The organism is Lactobacillus sp. CBA3605, from assembly GCF_002970915.1.
In the GTDB taxonomy this organism is placed as follows: Bacteria; Bacillota; Bacilli; order Lactobacillales; family Lactobacillaceae; genus Lactiplantibacillus.
This window is the reverse complement of record NZ_CP027190.1, coordinates 2,462,976-2,481,847: the sequence shown is the minus strand read 5'-3', so window position 1 is coordinate 2,481,847 and position 18,872 is coordinate 2,462,976. Positions and strand designations below refer to the sequence as shown.

General features: G+C 40.1%; 20 protein-coding genes. 4 read left to right on the top strand and 16 right to left on the bottom strand.

Annotation, left to right across the window (positions count from 1 at the left end):
• Positions 1 to 127: 127 nt before the first annotated feature.
• From C5Z25_RS12065 to C5Z25_RS12025, 9 genes are all read right to left on the bottom strand, one after another.
• Positions 128 to 394, bottom strand: coding sequence for a hypothetical protein (locus tag C5Z25_RS12065; RefSeq protein ID WP_105452793.1), 267 nt, complete (start codon positions 392 to 394; stop codon positions 128 to 130).
• Positions 391 to 1,170 carry an ATP-binding protein gene (locus C5Z25_RS12060; protein WP_105452792.1) on the bottom strand — a complete coding sequence of 260 codons (780 nt, stop codon included), beginning with the start codon at positions 1,168 to 1,170 and terminating at the stop codon, positions 391 to 393. The genes C5Z25_RS12065 and C5Z25_RS12060 overlap by 4 nt, the downstream gene beginning before the upstream one ends.
• A complete protein-coding gene (locus C5Z25_RS12055; RefSeq protein WP_105452791.1) occupies positions 1,167 to 1,916 on the bottom strand; it encodes a conserved phage C-terminal domain-containing protein in 750 nt (249 codons plus the stop codon). Before C5Z25_RS12055 ends, C5Z25_RS12060 begins: the two co-directional genes overlap by 4 nt.
• A gap of 13 nt (positions 1,917 to 1,929) precedes the next feature.
• On the bottom strand, positions 1,930 to 2,268 hold the full coding sequence (locus C5Z25_RS12050; protein ID WP_105452790.1) for a hypothetical protein: 339 nt from the start codon (positions 2,266 to 2,268) through the stop codon (positions 1,930 to 1,932).
• Positions 2,261 to 2,791, bottom strand: a complete 531-nt coding sequence (locus tag C5Z25_RS12045) for a hypothetical protein (RefSeq protein ID WP_105452789.1) — start codon at positions 2,789 to 2,791, stop codon at positions 2,261 to 2,263. The genes C5Z25_RS12050 and C5Z25_RS12045 overlap by 8 nt, the downstream gene beginning before the upstream one ends.
• Before the next feature lie 122 nt (positions 2,792 to 2,913).
• Positions 2,914 to 3,243: a DUF771 domain-containing protein gene (locus tag C5Z25_RS12040; protein WP_105452788.1), complete on the bottom strand. Its 330-nt coding sequence runs from the start codon at positions 3,241 to 3,243 to the stop codon at positions 2,914 to 2,916.
• Between the two features lie 76 nt (positions 3,244 to 3,319).
• Positions 3,320 to 3,469, bottom strand: a complete 150-nt coding sequence (locus C5Z25_RS12670) for a hypothetical protein (RefSeq protein WP_234002751.1) — start codon at positions 3,467 to 3,469, stop codon at positions 3,320 to 3,322.
• Positions 3,470 to 3,471: 2 nt separating this feature from the next.
• Positions 3,472 to 4,242 (bottom strand): ORF6N domain-containing protein, encoded by a 771-nt coding sequence (locus C5Z25_RS12030; RefSeq protein WP_105452787.1) that lies wholly within the window; start codon positions 4,240 to 4,242, stop codon positions 3,472 to 3,474.
• Complete coding sequence (locus tag C5Z25_RS12025) at positions 4,243 to 4,461, bottom strand: helix-turn-helix domain-containing protein (protein ID WP_234002750.1); 219 nt, start codon at positions 4,459 to 4,461, stop codon at positions 4,243 to 4,245.
• A 256-nt stretch (positions 4,462 to 4,717) separates the two neighbouring features.
• Here C5Z25_RS12025 and C5Z25_RS12020 point away from each other — a divergent pair, with 256 nt between their 5' ends.
• From C5Z25_RS12020 to C5Z25_RS12005, 4 genes are all read left to right on the top strand, one after another.
• A complete protein-coding gene (locus C5Z25_RS12020; protein ID WP_105452785.1) occupies positions 4,718 to 5,122 on the top strand; it encodes a helix-turn-helix domain-containing protein in 405 nt (134 codons plus the stop codon).
• A 9-nt stretch (positions 5,123 to 5,131) separates the two neighbouring features.
• The gene (locus tag C5Z25_RS12015) at positions 5,132 to 5,608 is read left to right on the top strand and encodes a hypothetical protein (RefSeq protein WP_105452784.1); all 477 of its coding nucleotides are present in this window, start codon (positions 5,132 to 5,134) and stop codon (positions 5,606 to 5,608) included.
• Positions 5,609 to 5,737: 129 nt separating this feature from the next.
• On the top strand, positions 5,738 to 6,721 hold the full coding sequence (locus tag C5Z25_RS12010; protein ID WP_105452783.1) for a hypothetical protein: 984 nt from the start codon (positions 5,738 to 5,740) through the stop codon (positions 6,719 to 6,721).
• Positions 6,722 to 6,839: 118 nt separating this feature from the next.
• Positions 6,840 to 7,970 carry a site-specific integrase gene (locus C5Z25_RS12005; protein WP_105452782.1) on the top strand — a complete coding sequence of 377 codons (1,131 nt, stop codon included), beginning with the start codon at positions 6,840 to 6,842 and terminating at the stop codon, positions 7,968 to 7,970.
• A 930-nt stretch (positions 7,971 to 8,900) separates the two neighbouring features.
• Here the strand turns inward: C5Z25_RS12005 and C5Z25_RS12000 are convergent.
• The 7 genes from C5Z25_RS12000 to C5Z25_RS11970 all read right to left on the bottom strand — a co-directional run bounded on the left by C5Z25_RS12000 (position 8,901) and on the right by C5Z25_RS11970 (position 18,860).
• Positions 8,901 to 9,440, bottom strand: a complete 540-nt coding sequence (locus tag C5Z25_RS12000) for a dUTP diphosphatase (RefSeq protein ID WP_105452781.1) — start codon at positions 9,438 to 9,440, stop codon at positions 8,901 to 8,903.
• 15 nt (positions 9,441 to 9,455) lie between these two features.
• Complete coding sequence (locus tag C5Z25_RS11995; protein WP_105452895.1) at positions 9,456 to 10,409, bottom strand: hypothetical protein; 954 nt, start codon at positions 10,407 to 10,409, stop codon at positions 9,456 to 9,458.
• A complete protein-coding gene (locus tag C5Z25_RS11990; protein ID WP_105452780.1) occupies positions 10,396 to 11,283 on the bottom strand; it encodes an exonuclease SbcC in 888 nt (295 codons plus the stop codon). The genes C5Z25_RS11995 and C5Z25_RS11990 overlap by 14 nt, the downstream gene beginning before the upstream one ends.
• 203 nt (positions 11,284 to 11,486) lie before the next feature.
• Entirely contained in the window at positions 11,487 to 14,177 is a 2,691-nt protein-coding gene (locus tag C5Z25_RS11985) for a BspA family leucine-rich repeat surface protein (RefSeq protein ID WP_158682948.1), read from the bottom strand.
• A gap of 330 nt (positions 14,178 to 14,507) precedes the next feature.
• Complete coding sequence (locus C5Z25_RS11980) at positions 14,508 to 16,817, bottom strand: BspA family leucine-rich repeat surface protein (RefSeq protein ID WP_158682947.1); 2,310 nt, start codon at positions 16,815 to 16,817, stop codon at positions 14,508 to 14,510.
• A gap of 272 nt (positions 16,818 to 17,089) precedes the next feature.
• The gene (gene glnA / locus C5Z25_RS11975) at positions 17,090 to 18,436 is read right to left on the bottom strand and encodes a type I glutamate--ammonia ligase (RefSeq protein WP_105452777.1); all 1,347 of its coding nucleotides are present in this window, start codon (positions 18,434 to 18,436) and stop codon (positions 17,090 to 17,092) included.
• A gap of 43 nt (positions 18,437 to 18,479) precedes the next feature.
• Positions 18,480 to 18,860 (bottom strand): MerR family transcriptional regulator, encoded by a 381-nt coding sequence (locus C5Z25_RS11970; protein ID WP_105452776.1) that lies wholly within the window; start codon positions 18,858 to 18,860, stop codon positions 18,480 to 18,482.
• Positions 18,861 to 18,872: the final 12 nt, after the last annotated feature.

The following is an 18,872-nucleotide window of genomic DNA, read 5'->3' as shown; positions in this document are numbered from 1 at the left end:
GTTTAGATGAAATTAATATGACTACGGATAGAAACCACTTTATTGTTCAAAGATCGTAACTTGTCCGCTTCATCCTCTATATTCATTTTTCACATCCTCTCTAATACCCAGAAAAATGTCAGCAAGTTCACCAATTAAAATCCCAGTCAATAAGTTTAAGCTCTGCGAGTTTCTTGATAGATTTTGCAAATTCTTTTCTAGTCAGTTTGGAACTTTCAAGCTCATCGTCAATTGACATCGGCTCAGGATTCAAATCAATGACTATCAAAATCGATTTAATATCATTCTGGTCTAACTGTTGATTCTTAGTTAACGTCTCTAACTTGCTTGCCATACTGTGTATATCATGCAAGTGAATACCCATAACAGGCGTAGTACTACTTTTACAAGTCATACATTACGTACTCCTTCCATTTCATCGAATAACAACTGATGACCTGCTACTTTGCTAAATAATCGATCAATTGTCTTTCGATCATACATGTCTTCAAGCTGCTTCTTTTTATTATTAGTCGTGATGATAGTCGTATGCTTGACCTCGTTATGTTCAAAGTCACAGCGAGCATTGGCAACTTGATATATCAATGCTTGTAGGTCACTATGAACTGACTTGTATCGGCCCCTATCGCTAGGCTTACCGCCCTCAGTACCAAAGTCATCCAATACCAATACATCTACCGACTTCATCGCCCTAGTAATTTCAATTAAACGAGTACGGACATCAGGGGCCTCGTACTTGTCATTGACCAGTCGTAGTAATTCAGCCGTTGAAACAAACATCACAGTCTGACCGGATTGCTTTAATTGGTCCATAATTGCCAGAGCAAGTGAGGTTTTACCAACACCACGGTCACCCGATAAAATTACGTTAAACTGAGTATCTTTAAGCTCCTTGGTTAGTACAAAAGCTTGATTTCCTAAGGCCTTAGCTCGTTCGACATTCGGTTGCTTCTGTATATCCCAATTATCGAACCTAAACCGTAGAGGAATATTACCTGACCACACTGACATCGAGTAGTAGTATCGTTGATGGTTGATTTTCACAGCCTGCTGAGCTTTAACCAAAGTCTGCTGATCTAGCTCCTCCTTGGTTGGTAGTTTACTCACATCAATATTCTTATCCGCAATTATTTTAGCTAGTCTCTCAGGATCAAAGAGTGCCTTTTTCATCCAAACCAGTCCTCTCGCGATTCTGGTTGATTTTCATTTGATGGCTGATTATTTAGATATCCTTCAAATTTAGATGCTTGAAATAAAGTAGATGGTCGTAGATACTGATTCATTTGTGGATCGTTAAGCCATTTAGAGCACTGATTATCAATAACTTGCTTCATGTCAGCCACAGTAAAGTCACCGTCTTTAAAACGTGCCATAATCACTCGTTTATTAGCATCAGTGTGTTTAAAATGCTTTTTAGCTTTTTTGTTAAGGTAATCAATGACAATCTGCCAGTCGAGCGGTTCGGCGTCAGCCGTACTATGTTCTTTATTACCCTTACCTAACCTTACCTTACCTAACCTAACCTCGGTATCCATTTGGTTGCCATCTGGTATACCAAATGTCATACCATCACTAACTTGCTGATATGATTGGCTTTCATCTACTGTCAGCTCACTTTTATGATTCACATACATGGTTGAATGGTATCTATCTTTACGGATGTAATTGTGAATCCGCCAATCCTTTATTACAGCTATGCCATCATCAAATACAATGATGAACTGTTTAGCAATTAGTAATTTAAAATCATCATTGCTAGCGCCAACCATTTTTAAAATAGTTTTTGCATTACCCAAGAACCCGTCATCATCAGCATTCATAATCAAGTGCAAATAGAGTGCTTGCGATGATAAAGGCAAGTCCATAAACATATCTGTCTCCGTAATTTGCTTACTTAGCATTCTTCGCTGTGCCATTGGTTAACCTCCTTTAAGCTAGAATCCAGCCTTTTACGTGTCTTGCCGATGTCTGCGTATACTTATAATCTAAGACATCATGACGTTTTAGCTTGTTCAACGACTCTGTAAACTCATCAAGTGACAAACCATACTGCCGTAAATTATTATTAATAAACCATGACTCGGCTTTTCGTAAACCAAGTATCATCAACACACATTGGCAATCAGCAAAACTGAGGTTATCCCCCATTGCTTTCAATTGGTTCGGAACCTCATGTGGATTACACCAATGAAGTTCTAAATCCATGATTGTCTCATTTTTGGCCTTTAAACCAAGCGTTTTAGTAACACCTTGCAACCGTTTAATCATGTGTCATACCCTCATTAGTTAAAAATTGCTCGATCATTCCTGACTTACCATTTTCCTTTTCTAAATCATCTAGTGCAGTTAAATAATCAACTAGGTATATGCGTAAATCCCAGTTCGAGTAATCCCATAAAAAGTCAACAACACTGTCAATTCTAGTGTCCATCCCATACGTGTCTAACATCTTTACAGTCGTTCTATAGTCTTTAACATCACCCGTCTTGTCATATGTTTTATCAATCGGAAAAATACGTAAGAGCTGTCGTGGTGTCATGCCTCGCAATAAATCCAATTCTTTATCCATTTGTTCAAAACGCTCTTTTGCTTCAACCTGATTCCATAGATTACGATCAAGATATTGGTGTTTCTTGACTCCCAAGAAGAAAACACTTGAGAATATCTCCTTACTTCGTTTTTCTCGATATTTTGCATTGAAGATTGCATTAAGTTCGATATAGCCATCGTGGCCTACACGATTTTTAGCTCGCTCTAATAAGGTGTACATATAATATTTATTTACTAACATTGCTGCCTCCTAAATTCCAAACCAACTACTAATCTTGTGACGTTTGCACCACAGCGTTGTTAGCGCCCATGTTAATATCACTACTGCTACCCAATTCGGTAATATAATCATTGTTCTTCCTCCTACCACGGTAATTCTTCCCAGTGATCTTCCAAGAACGCCGCCATCACATTGGCCTTGAACTTCCACGCGCTACCATATCCTTTATGAATTAATTGCCCTTGGTTCTCCATACGTCCAATTTCACGACTGTATTTTGGATTCTCAAGAATGTTCTTTTTTAACCAGTCAATCGACTTATTACCACACCAGATTCGTAAATCTGCCATAGTCCAGGTACGGCCGTTCATAGTCTGGTCCAATAATTTGTTATACGCATCCGTATCAACCAACACATATTGATCCATGTTTGCAATATGCATTGGAGTGGCTGCTACTTTAAGTGCTTGCATAACATGTCCTCCTTACTTTTAACTTCGTTATTACCTAAATACAAATCACTCATACCGAGTAAGTCAGCAATGTTCACTAAGACTCATAATTGACTTTTTGAACATCCTTGGCTGCACTCGCGACCCAACCACCGTTGTTATATTGCGTCTTCAAATTAGGATTTAATTTTGAATCGTTGTAATCTAATAAGAATTTCAACGCTACACGCACATTTTCATATTCCATGACTATTCCTCCTCTTTGTCATCAACATCTAGGTTCATTTGACCATCAGCCTCATCACTCATTCGCTTAATAATCTGAACAGTTGACACGGATGGTTGCCAATCGGTAATTAACTCGTCTACCATATTGAAATCTTTTGCACGTAATTGTGAACGAGTTTTCGTTCCCGCGACTTCATTAATGCTCCGGTTAATATCTTTGAATAAGAGGCTACGCTGCTTGCTGTTAGTGATGAACGAATGAACCTTTGCGTACTCGTTTACCTGCCGTGAGGCTCGCTTACCAATGTAGTTATACTCACCCGGAGTAAGCACCCAATCATCCCGCAATTCCTTGATATCCTTCTCAACGCTGTCTATACGCACGTTAGTTTCTTCATTAACTTCTAATGCTAGCCTTGCTAACTCACGCGGCGTGGTCGGAATTTTAACTTGTTGTGGATTAAAATAGTTTTCCTCGAGTACATCGAACATATCCCAAGCCTTATCAGTACCCAGCATTTTTGAATGTCGGCTAGCACCTTGTCTGGTCCATAAAACTAATTGGCTAGTATATTTATTAATTAGAGGCTTATCGGAATTTCCGATGACCCTCTTAAACTCCTTGAGTTTATTGCCCTGTAAGATGTAATAGTGTTTGCCTTCTAAAAACTTATCTTTGTTCTCATGAAAATTGTCAATAATACGATTAACTGTCGTTTCATAAAAATCAGCTAACTGCTCCGTAGTTAAAATCAAATCACCGTTGTATTTAACCTGCTGTAATTCGTTCATTTAGATCATTCCTTTCGTTTTTTCATCTTCAGGTGGTAACAACAATCTGTAATCAACCCCCAAATAGTCACCAACCTTTTTCAAGGTCGCTATTTTAGGTGGGATTCTATCCCAACGATAAATAACTTTTTCGCCAACCCCTGAACTTTTACCAACATCTTCAATTGTTAGATGATTTGCTAACGCTAATTTTTTTATGTTATTTACAAGTCCGCTCATATTCATGCCTCCCCTATATGATATTTTTATTGCAGTCTAGTACCACAAGTGGTACTATATAGGCATAAAGAAATAAGCCATAGTTTCTAACTGTCCGGTCTGAAATAATTGGCATTTTCATATTACTATGATTTTGTGTTAAATAACTTCTTTAACCTATGACCATAGTTTAATACCATATGTGGTACTTGTCAACATAAGAATACCATTTTTGATACTTTGTGCTTTCTATACCACTTTGAAGGGATGACTCACTATGGACACCGTTGCAATTATAAAAGAGCTAGCTGCAAGTAAAGGATTGTCTTTAAAGCAACTAGCACTGCAATTAGGGTTTGGCGAAAATACGATTTATCGCTGGAATACAAAAAAACCTACAATTGATAAAGTACAAAAGGTTGCAAACTACTTTCACGTTTCGGTTGACTATCTTCTTGGAAACGATGACACACAACAAACTGATGATCCTAAACATATTGACGTGGAAGATATAGTTAACGATTCAGCAATGCTAACATCACGTGATCACGCCTTATCCGATGAAGATAAAGCAGCGATTCGTGCACTAGTAACAACCTACCTTAATAGTAAGGAAGGTCAAGACCGCTTGCGTCAGTATGGTGGTTACGGTAACGATGGAAATAAAATTAATAAGGAATGAAGTGATTAGATGATCTATGATACTTTGGACGAAGCGTTAACCGATATGCAAACATTAGGTACGTGGGACCCTGATCGTCTAATTAGTCACTATGGTATAACCTACCATTTAACTAGCGGCTTGCCAGATAATATTAATGGCTACTCTATTCCTCTCACTCGAACTTTTTTCATTAATGAAAAGACTAGCTTTCCCACGTTTGTTAAGTGTCACGAATTCTATCACTGCTTATTAGACGACAGTATAGAGCCACTCATAGACACTAGCATGGTTTCCAATAGTAAGATTGAATCCCGTGCCAACCACGGTGCCTTCTACATTATGATTAAGAATTACGTTAACGAGAGTGGCATTGAACCACAAGACTTCGATGTAACACGTTTCAGTGATGCATATTGTTTGGAACCTAAGCAACAACTATTCATCCGTAACATCGCTGAAGATGCTCTTGGCATAAAAATTAACACTGGTGCTTTTAGCTTATGAAATCCACTATTCTATCTCAGTAGTAAAAACATTAAGTTGTTATGACCAGAACGGATATCGTTAAAAGCTGTGAATTAGATTTAAGTTCATGGGGATTATGTTGGGGAATAATATTTTGGAGGAGTTTTAATGATTGGAGAATTAGCTTTCATAATTGCTATAATCGTGTCAATAATTTTCATTTTTTCTAAAAAAAGCTGGTGGGGTTGGATCTTGATAATCCTAGGTGCTCTTGTTTTGATTACCTCATTTAGTTCCATACCCACTCTTGTTGCAAGTATTCTATTCATATTACTAGGTATATATGGGACACAACGCTTTAAGATTCCTTTTCTTAAAGATACCAAGTTAATACGTGGGCTCATGATTTTCGTATTTTTAGCTGTTGTTGGTGGCACAACGGTTGCAGTCAATAAAATAGATCAGCAGCACAGAGACGCTAAGATAGAAAAATCAGTAAAAAAGGAACTGGCCAATTTACGTTTAGACACTCCGATTTCACAATATGAATCAGTTCGAGATGAAATCTACACAATTGATGATTCTAAAACTAGACAGAGCTTAATGGCGACTTATAATTCAAAAAAAGAAAACTACGACAGCTCCGCTACGACTAATACTAATGATGATAGTCCAAGTTCATCCAAAAATGACACGGTTAATATTTCAGGTAATGCTAGTAACGTAATCTCGGCGCTTTCAAAAGAAAAACCAGCAGCAAGTAAATATATCAAATCAATCAATACTGATTCGAAGTTAGGATTGGTTGTTACTACTACTGGATTCAATATTAAAAATCAGTCACAGACTCAAAAAATGATTGGCAATATTGAAAATATTATGAAGGTTATTCATAACACAGACAGTAGCAAGGGTATTGGATTCATCCAGAAAGAGGCTTCAGGTGACACCTTATTCGCTATCTATTTCAAGTCTGATAATGTTAACAATAACCTAGCAGTTGGTACTAGTGATTTCTTCGATAATTCTACTTCTTACTACGTAGATGGTAGTGTGGCCGGGAACAACCATGTTTTCACAAATAAACAGCTTTCAAAAGAAGGCCCTACCGTTAATAATAAAACATATACAAATATGCTCATGTACAATTAAATAAAAAAGGCACATCCCACTCCCGCCAAGAAGATGGATGCGCCAACCTGAATTATTCACTAGAGGGGACTAGTACGCCCTTTTAGCTCCTCTAGTATATCACAAGGAGGAATTTATTATGGCAAGCATTCAAAAACACGGTGATCAGTGGCGGATTCGTATTAGCTACAAAGATGCCGACGGTAACTTCAAGACACAACAAAAGTCAGGATTCAAGACTAAGCGCGAAGCTACTCTCTATGCTAGTCAATTGGAAACTGAGAAACAAACTGGTGTAGACTTAGGTGCCAATCAAACCCTAACCGAATACTTCTTAGACTGGTTCCATACCTACCGTGAACCTAATATATCAAGCGTTACTGCCTATCGCTATGAATTGACGTCTAAGGACATTCAAGACTACTTTGGCGGTACTTGTATTAAAGATATTACTAGACGCGACTATCAGCGCTTTATTAACGCTTATGGCAAGGTACACGCTAAGGGTACTGTTAGAAAAACCAATGCTCACATTCGAGCAGCAGTCCGTAACGCTGTTTATGAAGATGTCATCCCTAAAGACTTCACAAAAGATATCATCCTTACATTTGACAAGTCTCGTACGTGGAAGGTTGAATATCTTAACATGGCAGAAATAAACGCATTGGGCGAATACCTAGTGGCCGGTCTATCTACTCGATATACATCGCGTTATATGATATTAACTGCCATGCTTACTGGTGCCCGTTTAGGCGAAATCATGGCATTAACTTGGAAAGATATTAATTTTAACTTCAAAACAATCTCGATTAACAAGGCTTGGAACTACCAAGAAGGCGGCGGCTTCAAACCCACTAAAAATGAAAGCTCAGTCCGAACCATTCGGGTCAATCAGCAACTTCTTGATTTGCTAAAACCACTAAAAAAAGCAAACTCAAATCAACTCGGTTTAGTATTCATGAATCAGAACGGACAAATACCAAGCTCCAATGCTGTTAACAAAAAATTACGAGAATGCCTAAAAGATTTAGACATCGAACGTAAAGGATTCCACTTCCATAGCCTGAGACACTCTCACGTTGCGTTCCTACTCGCTAACGATGTTGATCTATACGTTATATCAAAAAGACTTGGACACTCTGATATCGGTACTACGTCGCGTGTATACGCATACTTGATTGACGAATATAAAGCACGCTATGATGAAAAGATTGATGCTAGTCTAGATACGATTATTCCTAAACATGTTGCTAAAGCTAAACATGCATAAATTCAGTATAAAAAATCGTTTTTTGTTTATACTATTTTACCACCGAAAAAACAAAAAAATAATTTTGAACTTTTTTGACCAAACACCCTATAAACACTGACATATAAGCGTTTAAAATGTCCACTCGTGACATAATTGGTCACATAAAAACTTTTTTTAAAATCAGGAATCCCGTTAAAGCAACATTTAGCGTGGTTCCTGATTTTTAGTTTACACTAGATTACATCAGATTATTAAAAAAATGTGCACAAATTGTGCACATAAAGCGTCTGTTCTTTCGTAACCATAATTATGTCAGATGATTATAATTGACTCTTTCGCTCATTATCCAAGTAATAGTTTTATATGGGCGTTTTTAGTTTTAATAATAAGGAAATCTTTAAACAAATGAGTATATCCCAAGATTATTTAGACTTAAATCACATCACCCGCTACCAAGTTAGCAAAATTAGTGGTGTAGGTCATGACATAATTAGACGAATTAATCACTGCTTTTAGTTTGCATTAAATCTACAACTATTAAAATAAAATTGACTTAGAAACACGTCAAAAAACATTCAAGCGTGGCATCGAGGATTAGTGATTAGTATTTGATTTGATAGTTACGTCACTAATTCTTTAAATTATCACCTGCCCGCTTTATTACCAGACACTCTCATTGCAACGAATATGTGCAATTTGATTTCCACCCGGCATAAATTTTTAAACGATAATTATTCTAAAAAAACGCCGCACTGCCCTTGATTGGTCGATGTGGCATTTTATTGACCCTTCAATTTGTCACTAAGCTAAATCGGTGAATTGATTATTTTACCATTTAGCCTAGCTAGCAGTAATTCCAACATCTACCGGATAGTAACCTGCTTTTATTCTTATTTTAGTAGCCAACTAAAAAAGCATAACCAGCCCCAAGCCAGTTACACTTCCCTTTTAATAATTATCTTTTTGCCGTTGCTCGTTCACTTGGTTCTTAGCAATGAACGCTGCTTGAATCTCCGCCTGCGAATAACCAAAATCCACAAGTCCCAGTTTCAAGAACACATGCCAAGCGTGTTGATAACTGGCTTGACGATGGGTAAAGTAAGCATCATATAATAGCTGTTTAATGGCCAAATACTGTTTATTCAAGTCTGTACTTGGCTTGGCACTAAGCTCTTCTAAGTCAGTCGCCGTCATAGGAATAAGGTGCGTCCACTGTTGAATCGCCGCCACTAGGAAAAAGAAATCCATCGCATCGACGTATTCATTTAACAGCGTTTCACGCGCCGTCTTCCCAGCATCCGCCTTGCCTTTGTGAATCTTCCAAACTTTGAACCATTCTGATGTATTCGCCATTTCGGCCAATTCAACATCTAAAGCGACCATCGCATTTTGCAATCGTTCAGCTGGCCGCCAATGAATGGCTTGTTTCGCCGTAATGTCCCGGTCTAAACGAATTGATTGTTGTAATAAAGTGGTTAAATCTAACATACATCCTCCTGAAAGTTACGCAAATACCACGGGGTCCGCTTTAATTTCAAGTGAGGCAATATTGTCTAAATACCAATCACGCATGAAGTCAAAGTGTAGTAAGACATCGAACCATGACACCCGTTGATCTGGATCACGCACCGTCAGGACCCATTTAGCTTGCTGAGCAGTGCCAGTATCGAAAAGATCCACAACTAGCTTCCCAGGTAGTTCAATCTGAGCACCCCGACCATTCGGCGAGTTGCGTAACATATAATCATGTTGGGCAGCCGTAACGAATAACTTATCGACCACTTCACCAGCTAGATCAGTCTCACGGAGTTCATACTTAGCCGCATTATCAACGTCTAAGATATTGAAGTCCACGTTAAAGCCAAAGTCATCTTGCAAGAAATGACCGAAGTTAATTAACGTTGCTAAAACTGTGTTAATCTGGTCAACGCCGGTCCCCTTTAATAATAACTTGTTAATGAACAAATTCGTAAAGGCCGTGCTGTTAAACCGTAGTAACCGGCGTTCTAGATGAATGTAAAATAAATTTTCACCCGTTGTCTGTTCATGATAATAAGCGCCACCATTTCCACTCGAAACAACTTGATACAAGAAGGTGTAATCATCTGATAACGCTGAAAAAACGTGATACAGCGCCTCACTATGGGTCCGTGTATTCAAAATTGCCTGCTCATCTTCATGCATACTCAATAAGCGACTCATAAAAATAAGATAGTAATCAGCATTTTTGTATTGATGTGGGAACGTCACATACGCCGAATCTAGCTTAAAATCAGCGAGCTTTTGTGCTGCCGTCAATAACACTTCGCCATCAGTGGCATCAATCAACTGGTCCATCAATGCGGTAAACTGTTGACCATTAGCAAGACCACTCTTCAAGCCTTCGTTAAACATCGCCAGCTTGCCATGAGTACTTAAAGTTGCGGAATCAATCTGTTTGTCTTCATTCGCCATCAGCATCAACCTGCGCCTTTCCAATCAGCGTGGTGAGGTAGTCGACATAGAGGCTACGGTTACGCTCATTAAAGTTTTCAAAACTCTTAAATGCGTTTTCAATGGCTTGCTTTTCGTAGGCTAAAATCGTGTCCTCTTTCGATAACGTTAGAATTTTAGCTTCATTGTCTTTCATCGTTGCATGGGCATTATTCGCCTGTTCATCTTCATCCGCCAGCGCCGATAATTGGTCAATAATTTGTTGGCGTTCTTCTTTAATTCGACCAGAATCAAACAAAGAATTACGTTGGCCATTCTCTTTTAATTGTTGCCGTAAAGCGTCTTTTTGATCGTCGCGATCACTTTGCGCCGTAATTAACTTTTGCAACTCGTCGTTAGCCGCCGAGACCTTCTGGATATTATCGGTATTAAAACGCTTATGCGCTGCGGCCAATTCAAACGTTTTTTGCAGTTTGTCAAATTCAGCTTGACTGAATTCAAAAGCCACCTTTAAAACGTTTAACTTGCCGAACTTACGCCGGTCCCACCAATTCCCAAAATAAATTTGAAATTCGCCCGGTTGGGTTTCTTCATAGTAAAAGAACGGATAAACCTGTGCCAAATAATCAATTAACTTCGTACTGAGGTAATGACTAATTGACGGATGCACATCCGTAATCAAATCCACTTGCACATTTCGGGCGGGATTTTGATCCTCATTTAATAAGGCTTGATGATAGTGATCACCATCGATCAATTCATAGATCAACCGGTCATCGCCAGCCATAATTGCTTGACGCAGCGTTGTTAAATAGTCTAATTTTTGTTGTAAACTATCGGTTAACTCGCGCGTAGGTTGATCTTGTTTTTCGAGATCAGGCTGATTTTGTTTTTCCATGATAATCTCCTTGCAATTATTGTTAATTGGCAAATTGCTGAATTATGCTACTGTTGTTTATGTTACCGAATATTAACCAATTAATAAAGGTTTGTGCCATCAATTTTCCAATTTTATAACAAAAAAGTGCTTAGAACGACCAATTTTGCGTTCTAAACATTTCTTTTACCAAAAAATAAGATTCTGAAAGCTTAATTGACATACTATTGGTTTGCCACCGTGGCACCCAAATTCCACGTAATCGTGGCATGATAGTGACCCACCAACCCATTTTCCGGTGAAGTTAACACCAAACCTGCCGTATCCGACCACCCGCTTGATAACTCAACTGGGTCATGTGATGTGGTCGTGTGGGTCACAATCGGTGTGGCGGCCTGTCCAATCACCGTATTCTGGTCACCTATACGATAACTCAACGTGGCACCAAGGTATTTCGGCTTCGTAGCATCTGAATCATCCACAAAACCACCTGAACCTAATTGCGCTGTCAGGGTCCAAGCCGAATCCAGCCGCCGATTGTCTTGCACAGTTAGTGGTTGGTCAGGCGTCGCCCCATAAGTGGCCTGACTGGCTAACTTGTGGGTGCCGAAACGCAATTCGTTGGGAGCAGAATCAAAAACCAGCATCCCTTGATAGATATAAGTAACGGTAATCGGGTCAACTGTATAAGTCCCGGTAGCATCGCCTGGTGTCGATGCCAATTCATAGCCATCAATGTCGGGAGCAGACGTCGTATAGTTAGCACCTACTGGCCCAGTTTGTGACGTGCTTTTTGCAAGTTCATTACCATCAGTATCAACATACCTGGTCGTAACTGTCCCATTTTGTTCTTCCCAATTATACCGTCCAGCCATAGTACTACCATCATAGTCCATCATTAACTCACTAGCCGTATAAGTTGGACCATCAGTACCGAATTGCCATTTACCAGTGTAAGGTGGCTTTGAACTCGGTTTAATAAGCGACATTTCAGTACTTTCATGAAATGTAAACTTCGAACCGAGTACAATGCTTTTTAAGTTAGTATCTCCATTGAGCATATTCGAATATGTCGTTGCCCTGCTTGTATCCCAGCTAGAGAGGTCTAAAAACGTCAAACTAGAACAATCCTGAAAGGTCGCTGTTAAATTAGTCACTTTACTAGTATTCCAATTATCGACATTTATAGCAGCTAGATTGTTGCAATCTGAAAAAATAAAACTTAATGATACTGCATTACTTGTATCCCACTTAGACAAATCTAATTTCGTTAATTTAGAACAGAGTTGAAACATACTATAAAAAGAAGAGCCATTCTCAACATGCCAATCGCTTACATTCACATAGGTCAAGTTCTTACAATTTGAGAAGACTTGAGAAAAAGAGGTCCCCTTATCTGTCTCCCAGTGACTAACATCCACAGTTTCTAGGCTAAAACACCAGCTAAAAACAGAACCAAAGTTAATTACATTAGAAGTATCCCATTGACTAACGTTTACGGACGTCAGCCCACTACAAAAGCCAAAAATATTACTAATATCTGTAGCATTTCCCATTTGCCAATTATCAACAGCTAAATTTGTTATTGTTTTACAGTTTTGAAACATTGAAGTAAAATTCGTCACATGCGAAACATCCCACCGACTCACATCTAAAGCTATCAAATTTTGACAACCCGAAAAAGAAAATCTAAAATACAACGCATTACTAGTATCCCAATTCGAAACATCCAGTTGCTTTAATTGAGTATCCCCGGAAAAAGCACTAGTAAATCTTTGAACCTGACTCACATCCCATGTACTAACATCAACAGTGACTAACGCTTTACAATTCTCAAATAAAGACGCCATATTCACAACTTTCCCCATTTGCCAGTTCGAAGTCGTTACATCAGTTAACGATGCACAATTATAAAACATATATGACATATCTGTAACACTACTAGTGTCCCATCCGGTAGTATCAACACTGATTAATGCCTGACATGCATAGAACATTTGTTTCATCGTAGTCACCTGGCTTACATTCCAATTAGAAAGATCAAGATGCATTAATGACGTACAATTATAAAACATATCTAACACATCTGTAACACTATTAGTGTCCCATCCGGTAGTATCAACACTGATTAATGCCTGACAATTGGAGAACATTTCTTTCATCGTAGCCACTTGACTTACATTCCAATTAGAAAGATCAAGATGCATTAATGATGTACAATTATAAAACATTCGAGTCATCGAATTGACTCCGGTCATATTCAAATTATTTAAACCGGTAATATCAGTTACATTAGTTAAATTGGCAAACAGATATGAATAGTCCGTTATCGTCGACGCTGTAAGTTCACCATCAATATTAATACTAGTAATCTGGCTCGCATAATCGCCACCATAAAGTGGATTAATAATCGAACTAGCCCAGGGAGAGCTGAAGATAGCACTATGTGCCAAGCTCCCACCGCTCAAATGCAACACCCCGGTACTGTCAATCCGCCAACTCACAGTCCCATTCAAACCACTGGCAATATCGTCAGCCGCTGCGGCTTCCCGGGCCAACGACTTTGGCATGCTACTACTGCTAACAGTAGCGGCTTTTGAACTACTGGTCTTTGAACTGCTCGCCGTTGACGCACCGGTTGCCTGACTACTCTGATCACTAGCCGAAGTGCTGTCAGCGGTTGTAGTCGCCGTATCTGTCGACGCACTTGGCGGAACCGGTGCCTCATTATCGACAGCTGAAGACGTGGCGGTGACCAACCGTGAAATTGAATTATCCCTGGCTGGTTGCGACGTATCAGCGGTCGTAACCGCTCGCACTTCAATCAATGGCACGACAGCCACCGCGACTGGCGCTACCAGTCCCAACATGACTCCTACGATTAGGCTACCCCATTTATACGATTTTTTTCTCATGGCTACTCCCATCATCCTTAACTGGCGACCCCCGCCATTTTTGCGCTAATGACTCATTCCCGTTAGCTTATTTTCAACCAACCAATTCAGTCACAGTTAACCGCGTTTACTGTCGACCTTTCACACTATTATTATCTATCGTACCATAGGTTACTGTAATGGACATAGCAATTTTTTAAATTTTAGCGCCGTCATCTCCTTAGCCTATCATAATCTGGATAGATCCCTAATAATCGGGGGCTTTAGCGACTATTTTAGGGCCTACTTCACAGGTTCAAACACCACAAAAAAATTATCCAATCGTTAGTTATAACAACTGGATAATTAAGTTTAGTTATTTGCGACGGTATCACCTAAATCCCATGTGATTTTAGCCTGATAAGTGCCAATTAAACTACTGTCTTGCGCCGTTAAGAGTAACCCAGTCGTCGTTGACCAACCACTTGACACACTAACGGGATTATTCGAGATACTCATTTGTGTCACAATTGGAGTTGCCACATTGCCAATCACCGTTGCGGTGCCCAGCGCATCTCGATAAGTTAGGGTCGCCGCCAATGAATCACCGGTTGCTGTATTGACAAAACCACCGGCACCTAGTTGCGCTGACAACGTCCAGCTGGCATTGGGACTTCGATTATCCTTCACCACCAACTCCTGATCTAAGTTAGCGCCATAAGTCGCCGACTGTCCCGTCAGAATATGACGCCCAAAGCTCACCGTACTAGGTACTGAACTAAATATCAGGTTACCCGTATACACATATGTCACGGTAATCGGGGCCGTCGTGTAAACACCAGTCGCATTAGCTGGGGTGGTTGTTAATGTATAACCAGCCAACACTTTAGGCGCAAATGCGTAGTTAGAACCAACCGTACCAGTATAAGTTACCGCTGGCGACACAGTCTCACCGATTGTATCCACATACTTCACAGTAACCGTTGATTTAGTCGGTACCTTGACCCAATTATACTGCCCGGCCATCGTACTGCCATCATAGGTCGTCATTAAGTCGTTTGTCGCAATGGCCGGCCCATCATCCCCCAACTGCCAATCTCCAGTATATCCATTAGTAATCGCACCACTGGTCAACGCCATCGATGTATCACCATGAAACGTGAATTTTTCTCCCAGTGTAAGATGTTGTAAGTTTTGGGAACTACCAAACATAGCCGTATAACTAGTTGCCGCCGAAGTATCCCAACTAGCCAAATTCAAGGTGGTTAACTTAGCCATTCCGCTAAAGGTATTCTTAAAATTTGTGACTTTAGCCGTCGTCAACTGACTTAAATCAAGCGTTTTTAATCCGCTACCGTTAAAAAGCCCAAGCATACTAGTCACATTGCTCGTATCCCAACCCGTCCCGTTAAAGTCCAAGGCTGTAAGACTACTTGCACCCTGAAATGTCTGCGAAAAAGTAACTAATTTCGGTGTTTGCCACTGACTAATATCTAAGGAAGTGAGGCTCTTGCAGTTAGTGAAAGTATAGTTAAGCGTCGTCACATTGCTCGTATCCCAATTACCAACCGGAAGTGTTGTCAAATTGAGACAACCATTAAAAGCAGATGCTAAAGTGGTTACATTACCCATTTTCCACTTACTCACATTTAGCGTCGTTAATTGTGAGCAGTTGATAAAGGTGCTATTTAGGGAGGTCACCTTGCTTGTGTCCCAGTTACCAACCGCTAACGTCGTCAAGCTGGAACAACCATTAAAAGTATTTTCCAAACTGGTCACGTTACCAAGCTGCCAACCACTAACATCAATGGCGGTCAAGGCTTTACACCCCCAAAAGGTCCCACTAAGTGCTGTGACATTGCTGGTATTCCAATCGTGCGTATTGACCGTGGTCAAGGATGCACAATTATAGAACATTCTTGATAAGTTGGTCACCTTATTGAAAGTCCACGCTGTCCCAACGGTCGTTAGTTTAGTACAGCCTTCAAACATTGATAGCATGGTCGCCACACTCGAAAAATCATTATCACCAAAATCAACGCTTATCAGACTAGTATCGTTATAAAACATATAACTCACATTAGTCACACCAGCCAGACTCAACTGATTTAATCCCGTAATCGTGGTTACATTAAGTAGCCCGGAGAATAGACGAGCATAGGTCGCATTCGCTCCCGCTGTGATAGGACCTTCAATACTAATACTGGTAATCTGAGCCGCATAGCTGTTCCACAGTGAACTATTGCTTGGCAATGTGCCGAAACTCCCAGCACTTAAATGTAAGACCCCATCATCACCAATTGTCCAATTAACCGTACCACTAACCCCAGTCGCCACCGTATCATCAGTGGTCGCCGTGGTTTTCGTCACTGCAGTCTCAGTCGCTGCCCGACTAGCTTCACTGGTAGTCGTTGAACTGGTCACGGTGGCACTACTTGCGGCCTCGCTTGCCGCACTGTCAGTTACCGGCGCACTACTTGAAACTGCCGAATCACTCACCGCTGAAGCCGTGGTCGCCACCAAGCGCGCGACAGCATCATCCGAACCAACTGGTGGCAGTGAATTGGCGGTCGTCACGGTCTGTACTTCAGTCACAGCAGCCCCCACAGTTGTTAGCGGTGTCACAACCCCAACCGTTAAACTAAGCAACAAACAGCCCCATTTGTTTTGTAATTTACTCATCACGAATCCCTTCATTCTTTAATTGGCGGCACGCACCAACTCATTTATCATACGTTTAATAATCAATCGATTAGCTAAAACTAATCATCAATAGTGTTTACTGTCGACCTGTCGTATCATCATCACCTATCGTATCATAGGTTGACCTAATCGACATGTAAACGCACCAAAATTATACTAATTAGTTATTAACAAGCATAAAAAAAGTTATCCAAGAATTAAAAATTCTCGAATAACTTTCATATTACTTAGTCATTTATTTTTTATACGACTTAGTACAATTCCATATATTGATCGCGTTCCCATTCACTAACTTGTTGGCGATATGATGCCCATTCCAACCGTTTAGCTTCTAAGAAACTTTGATAAATATGTGGCCCTAAGGCTTTCTTCATCGTTGGATCAGTCTGGAATTCCTTTAAGGCATTGTGCAATGTGGATGGTAAGTCCGCAATGCCAGCAGCTTGTCGTTCGTCTTCATCCATCACATAGATGTTACGGTCAACACTCTTTGGTGGTTCGATGTTATTTTTAATACCATCAAGTCCGGCTTCCAAAACTGCCGCAAATGCCAAGTATGGATTAGCAGACGCATCAACACTTCGTAGTTCCAATCGCGTGGATAATCCACGTGAACTTGGGACCCGAATCATTGGTGACCGGTTAGAACCAGACCAAGCAACATAAACAGGTGCTTCATAACCTGGCACTAGTCGCTTATATGAGTTAACGGTTGGGTTAGTGACCGCCGTGTAACTCCGGGCATGCTTCATCAAGCCACCTAAGAAATGATAGGCATCCGTTGATAATTGCAGTTCGTCTTTTTCGCTAGCATCGTAAAAGGCGTTGCCTTGGTCATGGAACAAGGACATGTTCACATGCATCCCAGAGCCGTTAACCCCATTCAATGGTTTTGGCATAAAGGTGGCCCATAAATTATACTTACGTGCAATCGTTTTGACGACTAATTTAAAGGTCTGAATATGATCAGCGGCAGTTAAAGCATCCGCATATTTAAAGTCAATTTCATGTTGACCAGGCGCAACTTCATGGTGACTTGCTTCAACATTGAAGCCTAAGCGTTCTAATTCCAACGCAATATCACGGCGACAATTTTCACCTAAGTCCATTGGTGCTAAATCAAAATAGCTCCCTTTATCGTTTAATTCAGTGGTTGGTTCACCCTTGTCATTCATCTTAAATAAGAAGAACTCTGGCTCAGTCCCAATATTAAAGGCCGTAAAACCAGCGTCACGCATATCACTTAGGACCCGAATTAAGTTGTTCCGTGGATCGCCTTCAAATGGTTCGCGATCAGCATTGTAAACTTCGCAAATAATCCGTGCAATCTTACCATGTTCAGTGTTCCAAGGCATAATCAACCAAGTTGATAAGTCTGGATATAAGTACATGTCACTTTCTTCAATTCGTACGAAACCGTCGATTGAAGAACCGTCAAACATTAACTTGTTGTCTAATAATTTATCTAATTGTGACACTGGAACTTCCACATTCTTGATAGTCCCAAATAAATCAGTGAACATTAAACGTAAGAAATTAACATTTTCTTCATCGACGATTTTGCGAATGTCGTCCTTTGTATACTGCTGTTTTGCCATGTGAATCGCTCCTTAAATTGATTGACTAATGGGTGCAGATGGATTAATGAGTGGGATATTCTGGCCCATCTTTGGTCTTTAAACCGCCAATAGTCAGAAATTCGTCATGTAAGATCCGGCGTACATCGTTGTCAGTCAGTGGGCGCGCTAAGTCCGCTTCTTTTTGTTGGGCTTTTTGCTTTTGCATGGTATAGATGGCTTTAATCCCCGCCATATTAATGCCATCAGCTAAATAATCCTTAATCTCTAATAACCGATCCACATCATTCAAGGAGAACATTCGGCGATTACCCGCATTACGTTCCGGGCGAATCAAATTCTGTTCTTCATAATAACGAATCTGACGTGCTGACAAGTTAGCTAACTTCATAACCGTACCAATTGGTAAGACTGCTAACGAACGACGTAATTCCTTTTCTTTCATAACGACCCTCCT

Excerpts from the sequence above, each read along its gene's own strand:
- C5Z25_RS12065 (WP_105452793.1), bottom strand. The coding sequence starts at position 394 with ATGACTTGTAAAAGTAGTACTACGCCTGTTATGGGTATTCACTTGCAT.
- C5Z25_RS12060 (WP_105452792.1), bottom strand. The coding sequence starts at position 1,170 with ATGAAAAAGGCACTCTTTGATCCTGAGAGACTAGCTAAAATAATTGCG.
- C5Z25_RS12055 (WP_105452791.1), bottom strand. The coding sequence starts at position 1,916 with ATGGCACAGCGAAGAATGCTAAGTAAGCAAATTACGGAGACAGATATG.
- C5Z25_RS12050 (WP_105452790.1), bottom strand. The coding sequence starts at position 2,268 with ATGATTAAACGGTTGCAAGGTGTTACTAAAACGCTTGGTTTAAAGGCC.
- C5Z25_RS12045 (WP_105452789.1), bottom strand. The coding sequence starts at position 2,791 with ATGTTAGTAAATAAATATTATATGTACACCTTATTAGAGCGAGCTAAA.
- C5Z25_RS12040 (WP_105452788.1), bottom strand. The coding sequence starts at position 3,243 with ATGCAAGCACTTAAAGTAGCAGCCACTCCAATGCATATTGCAAACATG.
- C5Z25_RS12670 (WP_234002751.1), bottom strand. The coding sequence starts at position 3,469 with ATGGAATATGAAAATGTGCGTGTAGCGTTGAAATTCTTATTAGATTAC.
- C5Z25_RS12030 (WP_105452787.1), bottom strand. The coding sequence starts at position 4,242 with ATGAACGAATTACAGCAGGTTAAATACAACGGTGATTTGATTTTAACT.
- C5Z25_RS12025 (WP_234002750.1), bottom strand. The coding sequence starts at position 4,461 with ATGAGCGGACTTGTAAATAACATAAAAAAATTAGCGTTAGCAAATCAT.
- C5Z25_RS12020 (WP_105452785.1), top strand. The coding sequence starts at position 4,718 with ATGGACACCGTTGCAATTATAAAAGAGCTAGCTGCAAGTAAAGGATTG.
- C5Z25_RS12015 (WP_105452784.1), top strand. The coding sequence starts at position 5,132 with ATGATCTATGATACTTTGGACGAAGCGTTAACCGATATGCAAACATTA.
- C5Z25_RS12010 (WP_105452783.1), top strand. The coding sequence starts at position 5,738 with ATGATTGGAGAATTAGCTTTCATAATTGCTATAATCGTGTCAATAATT.
- C5Z25_RS12005 (WP_105452782.1), top strand. The coding sequence starts at position 6,840 with ATGGCAAGCATTCAAAAACACGGTGATCAGTGGCGGATTCGTATTAGC.
- C5Z25_RS12000 (WP_105452781.1), bottom strand. The coding sequence starts at position 9,440 with ATGTTAGATTTAACCACTTTATTACAACAATCAATTCGTTTAGACCGG.
- C5Z25_RS11990 (WP_105452780.1), bottom strand. The coding sequence starts at position 11,283 with ATGGAAAAACAAAATCAGCCTGATCTCGAAAAACAAGATCAACCTACG.
- C5Z25_RS11985 (WP_158682948.1), bottom strand. The coding sequence starts at position 14,177 with ATGAGAAAAAAATCGTATAAATGGGGTAGCCTAATCGTAGGAGTCATG.
- C5Z25_RS11980 (WP_158682947.1), bottom strand. The coding sequence starts at position 16,817 with ATGAGTAAATTACAAAACAAATGGGGCTGTTTGTTGCTTAGTTTAACG.
- glnA (WP_105452777.1), bottom strand. The coding sequence starts at position 18,436 with ATGGCAAAACAGCAGTATACAAAGGACGACATTCGCAAAATCGTCGAT.
- C5Z25_RS11970 (WP_105452776.1), bottom strand. The coding sequence starts at position 18,860 with ATGAAAGAAAAGGAATTACGTCGTTCGTTAGCAGTCTTACCAATTGGT.